Genomic DNA, 19,208 nt, shown 5'->3' on the forward strand with positions numbered 1-19,208 from the left:
CACAATCCGCACAAAAGTGACCATTTCGTATTATAGTCACACCCCGCCATTGCCTTCGTCGGTACCGTCATGTCGTCACTTCGCACCCTTGCCGCGCTCATCGCCGCCAGTCTTGCCGCAGGCTGCGCCGTTGGCCCCGAGTACGCCCGCCCTTCGGCGCCCCTGCCCGATCGCTATCTCGGCCAGGCAGCGGCCGAGCAGCGCCAGGCCGCCACACAGGCCGATCTATCGACCTGGTGGACCGGTTTCGACGACCCGGACCTGAGCCGCTACGTCACCCAGGCGCTGGCGCAGAACCTGGACCTGGCCCAGGCCAGCGCACGTGTCAGTCAAGCCCGCGCCGGGCTGACCGCTGCCACGGCCGCACTGCTGCCTTCAGGCAACATCAGCGGCAACGCGACCCGCGCCTACCAGTCGCTGGAAACGCCGCTCGGCCAGGTGCTCAACAGCACGCCCAACTTCGACCGCTATGCCAGCACCTACGAAGCCAACCTGGGCGCGAGCTGGGAGCTGGATCTGTTCGGCGGCCTGCGCCGCGGGCGCCAGGCCGCACTCGCCGACTACCAGGCCAGCGAAGCCGGTGCAGCGGCCACCCGTCTGGCGGTGGCCGCGCAGACCGCCGACATCTACATCAGCATCCGCGGCCTGCAGGCACGACTGGAGGTGGCGCAGCGCCAGGTCGCCACCCAGCAGGGCCTGCTGTCCATGGTGACGCTGCTGCATGGCAAAGGACTCGCCCCCGAGCTGCAGCTGCACCAGGCACAAGGCGCGCTTGCACAGGCGCAGGCATCGGTGCCCGGTATCGAAAGCGGCGTGGTCGCGGCGATGAATGCACTGGACGTGATGTTGGGCGTTGCGCCAGGGACGCATCGTGCAGAGCTGGCCACAAGCAAACCCATTCCACTTGCACCGCGCATTGCCGAAACGGGCACGCCTGGCGACCTGCTGCGGCGCCGCCCGGATCTGATCGTTGCCGAGCGCCGGCTAGCAGCGTCGAACGCGCGCATCGGCGTGGCGATGGCCGAGTACTACCCGAAATTTTCGCTCAGCGGATTACTCGGCAGCGCCACCGCCATCTCCGGCGCCAACCTGTTCACCGGCGATGCCAGCCAATCTGCCGGCGTGCTGGGTTTGCGCTGGCGGCTGTTCGATTTCGGCCGCATCAATGCGCAGATCGCACAGGCCAAAGGACAGGAAGCCGAGCAGCTGGCCGCGTATCGCCTGGCCGTGTTGCGCGCCACGGAAGACGTGGAGAATGCGTTGACCGCACTGGTCAAACGCGAGCAGCAGGCAGCGGTGTTATCGCAAGGTGTGGATGCACTCGGCAAGGCGCGTGGTGCATCTGCGCTGGCCTATGAAAAAGGCGTGGTCAGCCTGATCGAAGTCTTGAATGCCGACGACAGCTTGCTGCGTGCCTCCGATGCGCAGGTGCAGGCGCGCACCGATGCGGCACGCAGTGCAGTGGCCACCTTCAAGGCGCTGGGCGGTGGCTGGCAATCCGGCGCCACCGATGCGGTTGCGGTTGCGGTGCAGTAGTCGCCATCAGGTTGTATGTTGATGCTGTAGCGTCATCGACACGATGCCACTCGCTCAGGTGGCATCGCGCAACGCATCGGCGCGTTCAGTGCGCGTGGAAGCGAATGCCCTGATTGATCGTGCATTGATACGCCAGCAGTGCCCCGCGTTGCTGCAGGCTCGGCAGGTCGTACATGTAGGTGGTCAGCCGCACACTGTTGTCGGCAAGCACCTGGTAGCGCTGGAACTGCTGGAACGGCCTGCCATCGCTGCTGGCAGCGATGAACTGGGTGTCTGAAAACGCCAAGGTGCCGTCCGCGGTAAGACGGTAGGCGCCGATCCGCACACCGCCGCGGCTGCGACTGGATGCAGTACCCGCTTCGGCCGTGCAGCGCGACAGATCGACCGACACCGCCACATTGCGGCCGGTCTCCAACGCATCGATCAGGCTCGCTTGCGTGTTCAACGATTGCGTGGCGAATGCGGGAACCGCGCTGGCTGACAGCACTGCGATAGCAAGTGAAAAATACAGACGTGAGGACATGTGCTTTCTCGGTAATGAGGGGCAAACGCACTCAATCGGCGTGGAAGCGGATGCCCTGGTTGATCGTGCATTGATAGGCCAGCACCGGCCCACGTTGTTGCAGACCCGGCAGGTCGTACATGTAGGTGGTGAAACGCACGCTGCCATCCGGGCGCAGCTGATAACGCATGAACTGCTGGATCGGCTTGCCGTCGTTGGCCACGGTGAAATGCGAGCCGGAGAATGCGGCGGTGCCGTCCTCGGTGATGCGATAGGCATCGATATGGCGGCCGCCACGGGTCTGGGTGACCGGGGTGCCTTCTTCGGGCGTGCAGCGAGCGAGGTCGGTCGTCAGGCTGACGTCATAGCCGGCCTCCAGAGCCGCGAGCACTTCAGCACGGGTATTGAGCGATTCGCTGGCCCACGCGGGTAGCGCGCAAGCGCACAGCGTGGCGAGCAAGGCAGTGGCAGCAAGACGGGGCATGGCAGACTCCAGGCGGACGAGAGGATGAAGCGACCCGGACTGTAATCAGCCCAGGCCGATCAACATGACCTACTCCTGTCTGCACCGGTGCAGTGCGCTACGCATCACGCTGCATGATTGCGCTGTTTGGCGAAGTCCGCGCGAGATGGCGAGATGAGGCCTATACCTGCGCGCGCAGATCAAGATCCCGCTGGAAGGAGCGACAAGCCCCTCTCCCATCGGGAGAGGGGTTGGGGTGGGGGTACGGAGCGCAGCTACTCGCATCGTCCAACTGTGCGAGGCTGCGCTCGTAGCCTCATCCGCCCCTGCGGCGCACCTTCTCCCGACGAGAGAAGGGTTAAAGCCTTTCTCCTGCGGGAGAGGGGTGGGGGTGAGGGTACGGCCACCTACAAACGCGCATTCGCCTCGCGCGGCACATGTTCCGGCTCCGGCTCCGGCTGTAACGCCGGCATCGCGCCCAACAACAGACGCTCGGCCAATGCGCGTGTAGCGACGCGCAACTCCGGCACGGCGGTGATTTCCCAATAGCGCCCACGCAACAGCGGACCAACGCAGTACAGCCCTGGCACGATTTGCCCGGCGCCATCGCGCACCCGTAATTGATCGTCGGTGTCCACACCCAACCCAAGCGGATCGGCACGCAGCAGACCGGCTTCGCGCATGCCGGCGATCAGCGGATCGCTGGTGCGGTCGATGTCGGTGTCCAGGCCGGTGGCGCGGATCACCGCGTCGTAGTGCCCGGTCTGCGCATCGGCAGCACCACGCGGGCGGATCACCGCCTCCACGCCATCGGGCACCCAACGCGCACGTAGCAGGCGCGCTGCAGTCACCTGCAATTGGCCCGAGGCCTGCAGCTGCGCCAGTTGCTCCGCCGCACCCGGCGCAACGCGATGCCGCGCCACTTCCCAATACGGCCGCAAGTGACGCAGAAAGCGCGCACGCTCAGGTAACTCCAGCCGCTGCCACAGTGGCTGCAGATGCGGGCGCAAGGCATCCACCACGCGCCGCCAATCGTCGACCACCGCACTCAGCTGACGCACGCCGCGCAGCAGGCCACGCAGGTCGGCGTCCTTGAGCGCGCGTTGCAGATGCGGCGGCAATTCCAGCGCCGCGCCAGGCTGGCGCAGATGCGCCTGTGGTGCCAAGCCACGCCGCGAAATCGCCACCAGCCGGCCACGATGCCCGCGCGCATGCAGGGTCAATGCCACATCCACCATGGTCAGCCCGGTGCCAACGATCAGCACGTCATCGTCGGGCGACAACTGCGCCAGGGCATCGCCCTGCCACGGCCACCCGATGTAGCGCGGATGCACGCTCAAGCGCGGGCCGATGCCGGCAAGCGCCTGCGGCTGCAGTGCACCGACCGCCAACACCACGCGGTCGCTATGGAAGGCATCGCCATTGACCAGAAACACGCGAAACCCCTTGCGCACGCGCTCCACTGCCACGGCTTCCTGCGACAGCCGCACAATCGAGGCCTGCGCGCCACTGACTGCGGTATCCAGCTCGCTGCGCAGATAATCGCCATAGGCAAGGCGCGGCAGGAATTCCAATCGCCCGCTGTCGCCAAGATGCAGGGTATCTGCGAATGCACCGGGCGCCTGTGCATCGATCCCCAGGTCTTTGGCACGCACGTTGAGCAAGTGCTCCGGCCGCGCCGCGCCATACGCAATGCCGCTGCCGAAGGTCTCAGCCACGCCGACCAGGGTGATGCGGACCTGGGCATCGGCCGTCTGCGCCAGCGCACGGACCAGCGCGGTACCGCAAAAGCCGGCACCGATGACGGTGATATGGGTTTCCATGTGCAACTCCCACTGAATGACCCGCACGTTGTGCCCGCAGCGCGGCGCGAACGTGTAAACAAATGGTTAGCGGCGAGCAAGCGAAAACGCATGAGCTGATCATGCTTGGTGATGAGGCTTGTGGCGCAGGCGGCGCGCGCGTCGCATTGCATGTAGATGACAGCGCACGCGACCGCAGGTAGATACTGGTGCATGGCTCCCCACGTGGCTCGCAGCGCAGCGCTGCGCACCGCAATTGAGAGTAGCTAGCAAAATGTAGCGAGCAGTTGCCGGGGGCATGCGGACAGCGCGCTCAGAACCGAAGTGTATGAGTGGCACATGCCGATTCCGAGCAACGGCTGCGCGCGTCTGGCGGTGAGCGCAGTAATTTTGTTAGCCGCCCTTGGATTTTGGGTGCACCTGCGATGGTACGTCCAACACTGCAATGGCGCCGAACAGTGCGTCATGACCAAGCTGCTCGATAATGCCGGTTTCCGATCGAGTGCACGCCATGTCCATTCCCGCAGCACCCATGCAAGTCTCGCCGCGCGATCAACGCGTGCTGATCGCCGGCGGTAGCCGTGGCATCGGTCTGGCCATTGCCGACGCGTTCGTGCGCAACGGCGCGCACGTCTCGCTGTGCGCACGCAATGCCGACGGCCTCGCACACGCCGCACATGCGTTGGCGCCGCATGGCGCACCGGTACACACCTTCGCCTGCGACCTGTCGGATGCTGTGCAAATCGAGGCCTATGTGGATGCTGCAGCGCAGGCATTGAATGGCCTGGACGTGGTGATCAACAACGCCTCCGGCTATGGACATGGCAACGACGACGCAAGCTGGCAAGCCGGCCTGGACGTGGATCTGATGGCCGCAGTGCGCTGCAATCGCGCCGCGCTACCGCACTTACGCAACAGCGATGCGGCGGTGATCCTCAATATCAGCTCGATAAACGCGCAACGCCCCACGCCGCGCGCGATCGCCTATTCCACCGCCAAGGCGGCGCTCAATTACTACACCACCACGCTGGCCGCCGAACTGGCGCGCGAGCGCATCCGCGTCAACGCGATCGCGCCCGGCTCGATCGAATTTCCCGACGGGCTATGGGCGCGGCGTCGCGATGAAGAACCGGAACTGTATGCACGCATCCGCGACAGCATCCCATTCGGCGGATTCGGGCAGGTGCAGCACATTGCCGATGCGGCGTTGTTTCTGGCATCGCCGCAAGCGCGCTGGATTACCGGGCAAGTGCTGGCGGTGGATGGTGGGCAGTCGTTGGGGGTGTGAGCTATTGTCCCCCACGTTGGACACACATGAGCTATCGGCCAGTTATGCTTTCGGTACAAAGCCGTCAATCTAGGCAAACAATTGCTTAGGCAACTGAAGATTCTCAGCAGCTCCCATAGGCCTGAACACATATCAATTAAGTCCGCGTGCTGACCTTTGGACATTTCATCGTTGAAAGATAATTATTAACACAGTGACCAATAGGTAGAATAAAATTATTGAAGCTCTTCCGGCCGGCAGGACATTGAATGAGAGGTCCTTGTCACTTACGAAGAAAGGACTGCCCAGCCAGGATGCTAGAGGCAAGTAATATAACTGATGCAATTCCAGCCACACCAAGCCGTAAGGAAGATGATCTGAAGCCCACAAAAGCCCCTAAGGCATTCCAATCCATAAAATAATTCCACTCCAAAATCCAATCGACATACGCATTATCTACCTCCTCTCGCCTTCTGCCGCCCGTACTCATCCCGAAGTGCATCCGCGAATTTTTGGCAGTTCTGCCCTAGCAAGCAGTAGCTCTTATTTTTCCATTCGGCACTTAATTTTTTACTGCATCACGCATAGTGGAGTCATCATAGGTACTGCCGAAGAATGTGTACTGGTTACGATTGCGCCCACCATCGCTTCGCACTTCACCTTTCTCGCCACAGAGTTGAAATCCATTACCGTCGCCGGTGCCAGCGAAAAATCCTACGTTTTCTTCCTTATTGTCATCGAACCATAACTGTTCATGCGCGCGCTCCGCATTGGAACCACCACTGGGTGCTTCGCCAGCACCAAATCTATCCTGACCATCGCCCAGCGGCCTAAACCCGAAACGCGCTAAGCCGAAAGGATCCGAGAAAATTACAGGATTCCCGCCTACATAGGCATGATAGTTTATCCCGCCAGCCAATCCAATTGGATCTTCGCTGATAAACCGCCCCCACTGCGGCCGATAATATCTCGCCCGGTAATAGTACAGGCCGCTCGCGTCCTTTTCCCGTCCAGTGTATTGGTACGGATTGGTGTAAGCCGCACTGCTCTGAGCGGTCGTGCCGTACGGATCATACTCATACCGCTGCACCGCGTTACCCGCCGCATTCGTCAGCAAGCGCGTGCTGCCCAGCTGGTCGGTTAGGAAGTACGTCCTGCCGCCCGTGTCGTTGCGTGCATAGCGCTGGTCGAGGCCAAGCCCGGTGAGGATTGGGTTGACGGTGCTGCCTTGCGTCTCCTGCACCGTGTCCAGGCCGTCGTAAAGGTACTGCATGCTCGTGCCACCCTCGGTCTTGGCCGTACGCCGTCCCAATGCGTCATAGCTGAAGCTGGCAATCGTGGCGCCGCCTTGCTGGATCTGGCTCAGCCGGTCGCGGTCGTCCCAGACGTAGGTGCGGCTGCCGTCCGAGAGCAGGTTGCCGCTCTCGTCGTAGCTCAGCGCAACGTTGTTGGCTGCGGTTTGCCGATTGTTGTCGTCGAAGCTGTTGCTGCTGCTGGCGGCCGGAAGTGACTGTGGCGCGTGCGTGCCGGTTTGGGCGACCAATTGGCCCACGGTGTTATAGCCGTAACCCAGGCTGCCTAACGCTGGCTGCCCGGCCTTGCCCCAGGCCATGCCGGTAACCTGGTCGGCGTTGTTGTAGGTGTAGACCGTTTGCACCTGGTTGGGCAGGGTTTGCGTGGTGAGGCGGTTGGCAGTGTCGTAGGCGAAGCTCACCTTTTCGGCACCGTGGGTGATGCCGGTCAGACGGTCGGCATTGTCGTAACCATAGACGACTTCCGCCTGGGTGGCCGCCTGCATGCGCGTGCGCCGGCCTGCCGCGTCGTAGCCATACGTGATCGTCCCTTGCGGGCTGTTGGCCGCAGCAACCTGGTCGAAGTTGTCATAACTCCAGCCCAACGTGCCGGACAGGCTGTCGGCTAGCGCCACCATCCGGTTACCGGCGTCGTAGCTGGCGGTCAGGGTGCCGCCCATGCTGGGGAAGGTCGTCGTGGTCGACCGACCCAAGGTGTCGTAGACATAGGTAGTGACACGTTTGCGCCGGTCCGTATAGGTTTTTACCCGGTCCATCTTGTCGTAGGTCCAGCGCTCCACCTGGCCCAGTGCGTCGGTACGTGTCACGCAACGATCGCGTTCGTCGCAGGTATACGTCACGCCGTTGCCATGCGGTAACAAAATTGCGGCGACGTTACCGTTGGCGTCGAAGCCCGTCTGCACAGCGCTCCCAAAGGGGTCGGTCGATTTTAAAGCTTATTGTGGTAACAACGATTTTTCCCACATTTCAAGTCAGTCACTCACGCAAACTGCGATTCCAACAACAACCCCATTTTTTAAATAAAATTTGTAAAATGTGTTTGAATCCCGCTCTGTTGGAAAAAATAAAATTTGATCGACTTGAGCACCAAACAACTGGACTTTACTAAAAGAAAAATTACGCTTATTTTTAGCAACAGCTTCCACCAAATTTCGCGGGTCGCCAATTTTTATATTAAATAATGATATTTTAGATATCGACTCCAACCTACCCACACGCTTTGTGCTTGGTCCATATTTTGATATTAAAACTTCTTGCACCACCCTGAACTCACTTGAAATCTCCTTATCTCCAATAAAACTAACCCATAATTGCGACGACTTATCGTAAAAAGATCTTATAAAATCATACTGTAACTCACTAACCTCCCCCTTCCCATAACGCTTTATAATTTGCAAATCATCATATACATGAGGGGAGAAATCGGCAAGCAAGAAAGATTTTTTTACATAGTCTTCTGATCTATCTCCAATTCCAGTCCAAGCCACCAGAAGCAGAACCAAAGCAAGAATAAAAGTTTTTTTAGTTGTCGACATAAAAATTCACCAAATAGGAACTATCGTCGGCCTTACGTAATCATACCTATCGTACGTAATGACCCTAGTTGGATCTTTCGCTTTAACTTCTCGAACTAGATCTACAAGTTGCTGAATGTCCTCATTCTGCATCCTCGTGCAACCCAATGTTGGCTTCCAACCCTGCCTCGGACTTTGGGGGTCCGCAAGACCTGTACCACCGCCATGCAACCACCTACCCCTACCATCATCTGTTTTAAGTATATCATTCGGTCCATACTCAACCGGCTTGCCGTGATGGGGGCCGTCTGACGGATAAACATTATCCGAATGATATGGACCAGCCGCACCAGGCTTGGAATTCCTAGCCACGGCACTACGTGAAGGCCATGAATTGACGTAATTCCCCTGATTATCGTAATAAGCAGTAAATCCAAGATTTTGATAAGTGACCACTCGATCTAAACCAAGTGGATCTATAAAAATAGTTGGTGCGTTGCCGACATACACATATGAGTTACTGCCACCACTTAATCCAATTGGATCTTCGCTGATAAACCGCCCCCACTGCGGCCGATAATATCTCGCCCGGTAATAGTACAGGCCGCTCGCGTCCTTTTCCCGTCCAGTGTATTGGTACGGATTGGTGTAAGCCGTACTGCTCTGAGCGGTCGTGCCGTACGGATCATACTCATACCGCTGCACCGCGTTACCCGCCGCATTCGTCAGCAAGCGCGTGCTGCCCAGCTGGTCGGTTAGGAAGTACGTCCTGCCGCCCGTGTCGTTGCGTGCATAGCGCTGGTCGAGGCCAAGCCCGGTGAGGATTGGGTTGACGGTGCTGCCTTGCGTCTCCTGCACCGTGTCCAGGCCGTCGTAAAGGTACTGCATGCTCGTGCCACCCTCGGTCTTGGCCGTACGCCGTCCCAATGCGTCATAGCTGAAGCTGGCAATCGTAGCGCCGCCTTGCTGGATCTGGCTCAGCCGGTCGCGGTCGTCCCAGACGTAGGTGCGGCTGCCGTCCGAGAGCAGGTTGCCGCTCTCGTCGTAGCTCAGCGCAACGTTGTTGGCTGCGGTTTGCCGATTGTTGTCGTCGAAGCTGTTGCTGCTGCTGGCGGCCGGAAGTGACTGTGGCGCGTGCGTGCCGGTTTGGGCGACCAATTGGCCCACGGTGTTATAGCCGTAACCCAGGCTGCCTAACGCTGGCTGCCCGGCCTTGCCCCAGGCCATGCCGGTAACCTGGTCGGCGTTGTTGTAGGTGTAGACCGTTTGCACCTGGTTGGGCAGGGTTTGCGTGGTGAGGCGGTTGGCAGTGTCGTAGGCGAAGCTCACCTTTTCGGCACCGTGGGTGATGCCGGTCAGACGGTCGGCATTGTCGTAACCATAGACGACTTCCGCCTGGGTGGCCGCCTGCATGCGCGTGCGCCGGCCTGCCGCGTCGTAGCCATACGTGATCGTCCCTTGCGGGCTGTTGGCCGCAGCAACCTGGTCGAAGTTGTCATAACTCCAGCCCAACGTGCCGGACAGGCTGTCGGCTAGCGCCACCATCCGGTTACCGGCGTCGTAGCTGGCGGTCAGGGTGCCGCCCATGCTGGGGAAAGTCGTCGTAGTCGGCCGACCCAAGGTGTCGTAGGCATAGGTAGTGACACGTTTGCGCCGGTCCGTATAGGTTTTTACCCGGTCCATCTTGTCGTAGGTCCAGCGCTCCACCTGGCCCAGTGCGTCGGTACGTGTCACGCGACGATCGCGTTCGTCATAGGTATACGTCACGCCGTTGCCATGCGGCAACAAAATTGCGGCGACGTTACCGTTGGCGTCGAAGCCCGTCTGCACGGTATTCCCTAACGGATCGATGGACTTCACTGCCCGACCCAGTCCGTCGTACTCCATCCGCGAGAGGTTGCCCTGCACGTCCTGGGCGGCAATCATCCGTCCCAACACGTCATAGCGGAAGTGCACATTGCGACCTAGAGGATCACTAATTTGAGTCAGGTCTTCGCCGGTCCAGATGAAGTTCGTGGTGTGATTCAGAGCGTCGGTCAAGGTGAGGCGTTGTCCTGCGGCATTGCAGGTTGCTTTGGTGACTTTGCCCAGTGGGTTGGTGACCGACGTCAGGCAACGGCTGGTGTAGCCGAAGCTGGTCTTGTGGTTGAGCGGGTCGGTGATCGATGCGAGATCGCCATCGGCGTTGTAAACCAAGGTAGTCGTGCGAGCCTCGGTGGTCCCTGCCATCACCTTGATCTGCGTCTTGCGACCGCTGCCATCGTAGGAAAATTCGGTGCGCCGCCCAAGGGGATCGATCTGGGCAGTGATCTGCCCGCCGGCACCGCGTTCGTAGGTGATGGTCTGAGCGAGGTTCGTACCATAGGCAGCAGTGTCGGTCTTCGGATAAAGGGTAGCCGGATCAAACGTCACGCGTCGCTTGCTGCCGTCAGGCTTGGTGATCAATCTACCAAGCGTGTTTCCTTCGACATGGGCGTAGTCGATGGTCAACACGCCACCATCTGCCTGCGTCTGCTTGACCACACGGCCGGTTAATAATCCAAAATCCTCTTCAAACTCATTCCATAACACGCGCTGATTCTTGCCATCAAAGATTCCCTGCAAGCGGACCTGCGCTGGAATCATCAGTGTCTTTTCACGCACTTTATAGGTGAAGCTGCGCGTAGTCCCATCAGGGCGAGTGACCCTGCTTAGGTATCCGTCAGAGTTGTATGCGTAGGACCAAGTGCTGCCCAATGGGTCCTTGACGCTGCTAATCCGATTGCTGCTGTCGTAGGTGATCGCCAGATAACGACCATTCGCCGATACGATACGTGAGACCAGGCCGGCATCGTAGACATAATCGACTCGGTTACCAAACCGATCAGTCGTCCATTCGAGCTGGTTTGGAGAGTACTGGTTGAAGTACATTTTGCTGCCATCGCGCAAGGCAAGCAGATAGCCGTGTCCCGATGGAGTGCCCTGCGTGATGGTGGAACCCGCATAGCCTGAGAAAGAGCCGGACTGCGCCCACTGGCCGGTGAGCCCACTCCCCGATGTTCGGCTGAAAATGATCGGCGCACCGCTCGGTAGCACCAAGTGAAGCTGATTGTAATCACCAGCCGGCGAGTACAAGGTGTAACGGAAACCCGCAGCGGTGCCGATGCCGAAATCACGCTTCAAAAGTTCGCGGGGCCTGTAGAAGCGGGTGATCGCGATAGGCGAAAGTCCGCTCACAACCGCGTCAGTCTCCTCATAGGAAAATTCTCCCGTGTAAAGGTCGATCGGATCACCTGCGGTCGCACCCGCGCCACCAGCATCGCAATTACACCCGTCGCTGACTGGCGGCTTGTCAGGCTCGGGAGGCGGGGTATTGGTATCAACGCTGTAACTTGCCCCCATGGCCTGATACAGACCTACACCAGCCTCTGGTGCGATACGTGTGCCATCGGAGGTCACCCGTCCCTTGCCGTAAACCCGCCACCCTTCAGCTGGCTCGTAGATCCAGAAGTTGGCTTGCGTGCCTGTCGGCAATTTGTCGTAGTTGGGATACAGCACCTTGACGCCCTGTGCGGCTTGCGGCGTCAAGCCCTGAATCAGCGCACCACCTGGCTCAAGCGTGAAGTACATCGGGTAGTTGGCGGGCACCGGGAACGGAGCACGATTGACTGGCGTAGGCACGATCGCCAGCTCATTGACCAGATTACCCTTGCGATCGCGAATCACGGTACCGGCCGGGATATGAATCTGCAGACCGGGGATGTCCGGATGGGTGACCACCACGTCCCGCTTCAATGGCGAGGCAATGTTTGTCTTATCGCGTGCACTGATCTGCGGTACGTACATGGTGTACGGCAACCGGGTGAGCTGACCGGCCTTAATATCCACACCCACGACGAATTGGCCGTACTCACGCCCGGCGATGTTGGCGGACGTGCCATCGACATAGAGCTCTTGCCGACCTGTTGCGATACCCGTGAGCACAAACCGTCCTGTCGGGTCCGTGCGTGTCTTGCTCAACCCGACGCTGATCTCCACGCCTGCAAGAGGCCGACCATCGACCAGCAGCACTTGTCCGCTGACGCTGGTCAGCCCACTGGCCATGGCAGCAACTTCAAGCGCACTGATCGGCAAAGCTTCAGGTTGCGCGCCCTGGACACGCCAGCGCGAATCGGTGCTGTCCTGGCCTGGCTGCCAAGCGCCTTCAGTCAACGAGGACGACTTCTTGCATGGTGAGGGATGGTCAGTTCCGCACCCCATCAAGGCCGGGTTTTTCTGGATGTCTGCAGTATCGTTGCCCGTAGCATTGGTAGTGGCGGCTGCTGCACCGGCAGCACCTTCAATCGCACGGGTCTTGAATTCAACGACAGATAGCGGCACAGCTTTACCATCGAGACCATGCAGTCCCTGCGCCAGCACCGTGTAGCTCGTGTCCGGAAAGAGTGTGGTCTTGGGCTGGATGAAAACGAGCCGGCCGCCTTCCGCTGTAGATACGCGCGTATCCACCAGTCCCCCTGGCCCCATCAGCGATACCGTCGTGTCTTTGACATCCGCGCCTCGCACCGGTCGCGTAAAACGCAGTGCGATACGAGTGCCGGGATCGGCCTGGGCTTCCCTGGTTGCTGGAAGCGATGCAGCCAGCGCCGTATCCGCCGAAGCTGTCCAGTGAGGTTGAGCTGTAACGAACGTTTGAGCTACCGGGTCGAACAACAGATCGGTACGTGCACCGGCACTTGCTGCCGTCCCTCCAGACAGGCGCACCTGGCCATCGGCCTGCAGGGTAGCGATCTGGCCAGTCCTGGCAGGCATCACCAACGTCACCACATGCTGGGTCTGTGGATTCCAGAGTTGAGCTTGACCTGGGTTCCCTAGACCGCCTGCCAGCAGCAACTGACCATCTGTCAACACTGTCGCACTGTGGTGCGCACGTGGACTCACACCTGCCAGTGCAATAGGCTGCAACCTATCTTGCTCGGGATCGAGCAAATATCCGCCTGCACGCAGTGCGCCTTGTGCGCTTGCACCGCCCCAGATCAGCACCTGTCCATCGGCTAGCCGGGTCAGACTGGCGCCTATGCGTTGCTCAGGAAGCGTCCAGGAGCGAACTCGCAGTTGCTTGCCCTGTGTCGTCAAGACTATGGAGGTACCAGACGCTTCCAGACGTAGCGTCTGGTCGCCGCTAAGCGAAAGCCGTTGAGCTACTGATGCATAGCCTGGAGCAACTGCATTCGCGTTTGTCGCGGGAGCACTTGCCAAGCTCGGTGATTGAGCCCAGCTGGCCGAGCCAGTGCTCGATAAAGCAGCAAGCATGCCCAGGCTGGTGCTCCAGAGCCAATGCTTCGGTGTCTTGTTGCCAGCTTCCATTTCGGCATCCTTGGAATCGCGTAGTACAGTCATTTCGATGAGGTGAGCGTCAGCTGCGTGCTGAGCGTCTCGCCGTAGTACGGGTCCACATAAATCGTGTAGGTGCCCGTTGCCGGCAGGTTAGACAGGCTTAGTGTTGCGGCGGATGTCGCGCCGACGGAATTTAGATGGGCGCCGTCGGGCTTGTACACCTCGTAATACGCCATGCGCTCTGCCGGTGCCGTCGTCTGCCCTGCCACTTGCAACGCCACCGTCTGCCCTGCTGTACCCGCAAAGCTCAAGCGTCCGTTCTGACCGCGCCGACCTAAGGTCAACGTCTGCACCTTGTCCGCCACCAATGTCCCGGTCACGTCCGTCGACAATGTGCTCTTAAAGCTCATCGTCTGGTCGCCGTTGTAAGGCGGTGTAATCACCACGCTGTAGGTACCTGCGGCCAAGTTAGCCAGGTTAACTTGGCAACCACCACTACTGACGTAGCAGTTCTGGCTCGCAATACTAGCGCCATCAGCCCTGTACACCGCAAAGTACACTGCATTTGTACTGTTGGGCGTCACTAGATTGCTCAGTGCAAACCCCATGTTCTGGCCGGCCGTGGCGGTAAAGGTCAGATAGACATTCTGACCAGGCACCGTCGTCGCAAAACTGCCACTAGCACCGTTGGTCACCTGCCCGCTGGTCGTGCCCGTTGCCAACGTCAACTGCGTGCTCAGCGTTTCACCCTGGTAGGGATCCACAAATACCGTATAGGTTCCTGTTGCCGGCAGGTTTGGCAGATTCAGTGTTGTTGCTGAGGTTCCATTGGACCCGGCATAGATCGAGTTCAGTACCGCTCCGTCAGGTTTGTACACGGTGTAATACGTTAGACGGTCCGCCGGCGCCGTCGTCTGAGCTGCCACCTGCAATGCCACCGTCTGACCCGCCGTTCCCGCAAAGCTCAAACGTCCGTTCTGACCCCGGCGACCCAGTGTCAGCGTCTGCACCTTGTCCGCCGCCAATGTCCCAGTCACATCTGTCGACAATGTGCTCTTGAAGCTCATCGTCCGGTCGCCGTCGTAAGGCGGCGTAATTACCGCACTGTAAGTGCCTGCCTCCAGATTGACCAAGTTCGTCTGGCAACCATTGTTAGCGGCATAGCACAGCTGGCTTGCCACAGCGCCGCCATCAGATTTATAGACTGTCAGATACGCATAGTTTGTCGTGTTCGGCGTCACGAGATCACTCAGGGCCAAACCCAGGTTCTGGCCAGCCGTCGCAGTAAAGGTCAGATAGACATTCTGCTGAGGAATACTGGTCGCAAAACTGCCACTGGCGCCATTGGTCACCTGTCCACTGGTCGTGCCCGTTGCTAACGTCAACTGCGTGCTCAGCGTTTCACCCTGGTAGGGATCCACAAATACCGTATAGGTTCCCGTTGCCGGCAGGTTTGACAGATTCAGTGTTGTTGCTGAGGTTCCATTGGACCCGGCATAGATCGAGTTCAGTACCGCTCCGTCAGGTTTGTACACGGTGTAATACGTTAGGCGGTCCGCCGGCGCCGTCGCTTGGGCCGCCACCTGCAACGCCATCGTCTGACCCGCCGTTCCCGCAAAGCTCAAGCGCCCGTTCTGACCCCGCCGCCCCAAAGTCAGCGTCTGCACCTTGTCCGCCGCCAATGTCCCAGTCACATCTGTCGACAATGTGCTCTTGAAGCTCATCGTCCGGTCGCCGTCGTAAGGGGGCGTAATTACCGCACTGTAAGTGCCAGCCTCCAGATTGACCAAGTTCGTCTGGCAACCATTGTTAGCGGCATAGCACAGCTGGCTTGCCACAGCACCACCATCAGATTTATAGACTGTCAGATACGCATAGTTTGTCGTGTTCGGCGTCACTAGATCACTCAGGGCCAAACCCATGTTCTGGCCGGCCGTCGCAGTGAAAGTCAGATAGACGCTCTGCTCAGGAATGCTGGTCGCAAAACTGCCACTGGCACCATTGGTCACCTGTCCGCTAGTCGTGCCCGTTGCTAACGTCAACTGCGTGCTGAGCGTTTCGCCTTGATAGGGGTCGATAAATACCGTGTACGTGCCTGTCACTGGCAGGTTTGGCAGATTCAAAATCGTTGCCGAACTTGTGCCAATAGAAGTCGAGGCCAGTGCTGCTCCATCCGGCTTATATACCGTGTAATACGTTGTGCGGCCTGCTGGCACTGTTGCCTGAGCTGCCACCTGCAATGCCATCGTCTGACCCGCCGTTCCTGCAAAGCTCAAACGTCCGTTCTGACCCCGCCGCCCCAAAGTGAGCGTCTGCACCTTGTCCGCCGCCAATGTCCCAGTCACATCTGTCGACAATGTGCTCTTGAAGCTCATCGTCCGGTCGCCGTCGTAAGGGGGCGTAATTACCGCACTGTAAGTGCCAGCCTCCAGATTGACTAAGTTCGTCTGGCAACCATTGTTAGCGGCATAGCACAGCTGGCTCGCCACAGCGCCGCCATCAGATTTATAGACTGTCAGATATGCATAGTTTGTCGTGTTCGGCGTCACGAGATCACTCAGGGCCAAACCCAGATTCTGACCGGCTGTAGCGTTGAAAAGAATCCGTTTACTCTGTACCGCGGCGGAGAGTGTCTGCGACAAGACAGAGCCATTAAGGGCCAGTACTGGCGCCTTTTCCACGGCCAGCTTCCAGCTGGAAGGAGCACTGGACGGGCGTAATAGCAATAAATAGGTTCCGCTTACGGAAACCCTTGGCAGGTGGATAGTTGGACTTGCCGCTGAAACCGAGCCGGAAGCAATGCTGACATTCGTTGGACCATACGCTGTGTACTCGAGGGTCACTGCTCCCAGACCGCTGAACTGCAGGCTTGGAAAATCTCCCACAGCGGCGTCATACAGCACAGCAACTGCCTTCCCAGTAGCGTTGACTGCCAAGGTCTGCGCGGCAGCATTAAGCGCTAGCCGCTTCACAGACTCGATATTTGCGGTTTCAACACCTGTGGGGGCCACCACCACGTCCTGACTGCTGGTGGCCGAACCGTAGGGCGTAATAATCGTGACCTTACCGCTGCCTACCTTCGCCGGAACTGGGAAAACGATCTGGCTATTAGACGAACTCGATGTAGCGACTGCCCGTCCGTTGAGCAACGTCGAGGTCTGTCCTACGACAGGCAACAATTGCCTACCCGCAATCGTGACCTGCTCGCCGACTGCCACCAGGGTAGGAGCAACGGATGTGATCGTCGGAACCGCAGCAGCGGCATCAACGACGAAATTGACAGGACTTGCGGCTACGGCGGTGCCGACCGCAACTGAAATGGGCCCCGTGGTGGCGCCAGCGGGAACAGTGGCGGTTATTTCGTTGACGGTCGCGGCTACAGTCGTTGCCACCACACCGTTGAACTTAACCGCATTTTGGGTGGCGGTCGTACTAAAGCCCTGGCCCTTGATCTTGACGGTCGTGCCTGGAGCGCCACGTCCCGGACTGAAGGTAAAGATTGCCAACTGACCCGCAGCGAATCGATCTACGGTGAGTAGATTGCCTATGCTGTCGTAGATGTATCGAGCACTCGTCCCGACATCGTCACTGACCGCAACTAATTTGCCACTGCTGTCATAAACATAGGTGGTAGCCGAGGACACCACGGACAAGAACATCAGTGACACTAGCAGGAGCACTTTACCTGCGCGCCAGAAGCCAAGTGGCGCCCTCATAAACCTACGCACGTCCGTTGCTCGCTCGCGATGCGAGGTCAATCGCCCATCCATGAGGCTTCCTTTGATCCATCGAGCGGTTAGCTCGGGGCTAGATTTTTGTGGCTGATATTCATACCCTGTTCAACCTTTGAAATCAAGAAAAATGTTGCTAAAGGTCATCATCTCCACCTTCTTGATCATCGTCCTGTCGCTGCTGGGAGCTAGGTGGCTGGTCGGATTGGATCTGGACCAGGGGAAAGGCCATCAAGCCATGGCAGCCCTGGGGGAAACCTTGTTCCGAGACAGCACTCTCAGTGCAAATCGGACCCTGGCCTGCAGCTCATGCCATGACCCCAGCAAAGCGTTTGCCCAAGACGTCGCGGTCCCCACTGTCTATGGTCAGCGGACTGGCACCCGGAACGTGCCGAGCTTGTTGGACCTTCCTCATTTCACTCACTTCTTCTGGGATGGTCGCGAGGAGCGGCTTGACCAAGCAGCGGTGGCGGCCTTCATCAATCAGGCCGAAATGGCTCAACCGGATATGAGTGTGGTGATCAAGGCGGTGTCAAATAGGCTGGACTACCGAACACAGTTTAAAGCGGCGTTTGGCGATGAGCGTGTCGATCAGGAACGCATCTCCAGCGCCATCTTGGCCTACCTGGCTTCTGTGACCACTGGCCGCAGCCGGTATGACGCTTTTGTCGCGGGGAACGCTACTGCCATGACAATGGAAGAGCGGCGCGGCCTTGATGTGTTCCGTGGTAAAGCCGAATGCTCCTCATGTCACGCATTGGAGGGAGCACCGGCCGCTTTCACGGACAATCAGTTTCACCATTCCAACGTCGGGATGGATCGGATGGCTGGACAAGTCGGCACCACCATTGAATCCTTTAAAACCAAGCGCGAGCAGGGTGTCCCAGTAGCTGCGCTAGTGTTGTCAGACCCAGACATTGCCGCATTAGGACGATTTGCAATCAGCGGCCAAGGCAATGACTTGGCGGCCTACCGCACACCAACGCTACGCAACGTCACCCGCACGCCACCGTATATGCACGATGGTAGCGTTCGAAGCCTTGAAGAGGCGATCCAACGCGAGATCTATTACCGCAGCCTTGCGCGCGGCACGCCGATCTCACTGACCGCGGGAGAACAGAAAGATTTGCACGCATTCCTGCATGCACTGGAAGACCTGCCACACAACGCACATTAAGTTTTAGCGTCGACTTCCGCAGCAGCAGGTTGGCTCTGCACTACGTCAAACTCGCGCTGAACTACTTTTCCAGTTTTACCAAGCCGCGCTTCCAACAAATGGCGACCCTCCGACCAAGGCTGAGCAGGCTTGAACTCGAAGTGCACCGAATCACTATTAGCGGCTAGCGGTTGAACCTTCTCACCTAGCACCTGACCATTCTTTAGATCGATCAACCGAAGCGAAATAGATGGCACGTCGGACCCAGAATGGGTGACTGACACTGTGACTGAAATCGGTGAGTCAGGACCCACCGGCTCGGACCGGTTCTGGGTTGTGGCCCCACTTCCCTTGGTCACCACCAGAATTTCCCGAATCTTTGCTGAACTCGCAGCTGCTAAAGGCGCTGTTGACGCTTGCGGCTCTTTTCCACCGCTGCCTGCAGGCGCGGTGCAACTGCACAATGCGCCAACCAACACAACCAAAGTCCCTTTCATCAACAAATGCATAGCCGTTTCCTTTTGGCGAACCTGTCGCGGACAAAGCAAGGTTATCAGGAACCAGGGCTCCGCTGCATCTCAGCAAAGCACCCGATTTTCCGACGGACTCGT

11 protein-coding genes and 1 other RNA gene are annotated in these 19,208 nt (G+C 58.9%); 3 read left to right on the plus strand and 9 right to left on the minus strand.

Annotated features, from left to right (window positions below):
• The first annotated feature begins 69 nt into the window (after positions 1 to 69).
• Positions 70 to 1,536, plus strand: coding sequence for a TolC family protein (locus NYR97_RS05735; RefSeq protein ID WP_316697046.1), 1,467 nt, complete (start codon positions 70 to 72; stop codon positions 1,534 to 1,536).
• A gap of 85 nt (positions 1,537 to 1,621) precedes the next feature.
• Here NYR97_RS05735 and NYR97_RS05740 read toward each other — a convergent pair whose 3' ends face one another.
• From NYR97_RS05740 to NYR97_RS05755, 4 genes are all read right to left on the minus strand, one after another.
• Positions 1,622 to 2,059, minus strand: a complete 438-nt coding sequence (locus NYR97_RS05740; RefSeq protein ID WP_205393474.1) for a VirK family protein — start codon at positions 2,057 to 2,059, stop codon at positions 1,622 to 1,624.
• Between the two features lie 31 nt (positions 2,060 to 2,090).
• Positions 2,091 to 2,522: a VirK family protein gene (locus tag NYR97_RS05745; RefSeq protein ID WP_006448758.1), complete on the minus strand. Its 432-nt coding sequence runs from the start codon at positions 2,520 to 2,522 to the stop codon at positions 2,091 to 2,093.
• 386 nt (positions 2,523 to 2,908) lie between these two features.
• Positions 2,909 to 4,324, minus strand: a complete 1,416-nt coding sequence (locus NYR97_RS05750; RefSeq protein ID WP_316697047.1) for an FAD/NAD(P)-binding protein — start codon at positions 4,322 to 4,324, stop codon at positions 2,909 to 2,911.
• A 243-nt stretch (positions 4,325 to 4,567) separates the two neighbouring features.
• Positions 4,568 to 4,644: non-coding RNA, sX9 sRNA (locus NYR97_RS05755), on the minus strand.
• A 170-nt stretch (positions 4,645 to 4,814) separates the two neighbouring features.
• Here NYR97_RS05755 and NYR97_RS05760 point away from each other — a divergent pair.
• Entirely contained in the window at positions 4,815 to 5,591 is a 777-nt protein-coding gene (locus NYR97_RS05760; protein ID WP_316697048.1) for an SDR family NAD(P)-dependent oxidoreductase, read from the plus strand.
• A gap of 541 nt (positions 5,592 to 6,132) precedes the next feature.
• Here NYR97_RS05760 and NYR97_RS05765 read toward each other — a convergent pair.
• The 4 genes from NYR97_RS05765 to NYR97_RS05780 all read right to left on the minus strand — a co-directional run bounded on the left by NYR97_RS05765 (position 6,133) and on the right by NYR97_RS05780 (position 17,369).
• Positions 6,133 to 7,785: an RHS repeat domain-containing protein gene (locus tag NYR97_RS05765; RefSeq protein ID WP_316697049.1), complete on the minus strand. Its 1,653-nt coding sequence runs from the start codon at positions 7,783 to 7,785 to the stop codon at positions 6,133 to 6,135.
• Positions 7,786 to 7,854: 69 nt separating this feature from the next.
• Positions 7,855 to 8,418, minus strand: coding sequence for a hypothetical protein (locus NYR97_RS05770; protein ID WP_316697050.1), 564 nt, complete (start codon positions 8,416 to 8,418; stop codon positions 7,855 to 7,857).
• Between the two features lie 6 nt (positions 8,419 to 8,424).
• Positions 8,425 to 13,740, minus strand: a complete 5,316-nt coding sequence (locus tag NYR97_RS05775) for an RHS repeat-associated core domain-containing protein (protein ID WP_316697051.1) — start codon at positions 13,738 to 13,740, stop codon at positions 8,425 to 8,427.
• Between the two features lie 29 nt (positions 13,741 to 13,769).
• The gene (locus tag NYR97_RS05780; protein WP_316697052.1) at positions 13,770 to 17,369 is read right to left on the minus strand and encodes an IPT/TIG domain-containing protein; all 3,600 of its coding nucleotides are present in this window, start codon (positions 17,367 to 17,369) and stop codon (positions 13,770 to 13,772) included.
• 202 nt (positions 17,370 to 17,571) lie between these two features.
• On the opposite strand from NYR97_RS05780, the gene NYR97_RS05785 reads away from it, so the two are divergent.
• A complete protein-coding gene (locus tag NYR97_RS05785; RefSeq protein ID WP_316697053.1) occupies positions 17,572 to 18,618 on the plus strand; it encodes a cytochrome-c peroxidase in 1,047 nt (348 codons plus the stop codon).
• Here NYR97_RS05785 and NYR97_RS05790 read toward each other — a convergent pair.
• Positions 18,615 to 19,106 carry a hypothetical protein gene (locus NYR97_RS05790; RefSeq protein WP_316697054.1) on the minus strand — a complete coding sequence of 164 codons (492 nt, stop codon included), beginning with the start codon at positions 19,104 to 19,106 and terminating at the stop codon, positions 18,615 to 18,617. The two genes, NYR97_RS05785 and NYR97_RS05790, sit on opposite strands and share 4 nt — an antisense overlap.
• Positions 19,107 to 19,208 lie beyond the last annotated feature (102 nt).

The organism is Xanthomonas hydrangeae, assembly GCF_032697525.1.
Classification (GTDB): domain Bacteria; phylum Pseudomonadota; class Gammaproteobacteria; order Xanthomonadales; family Xanthomonadaceae; genus Xanthomonas; species Xanthomonas hydrangeae.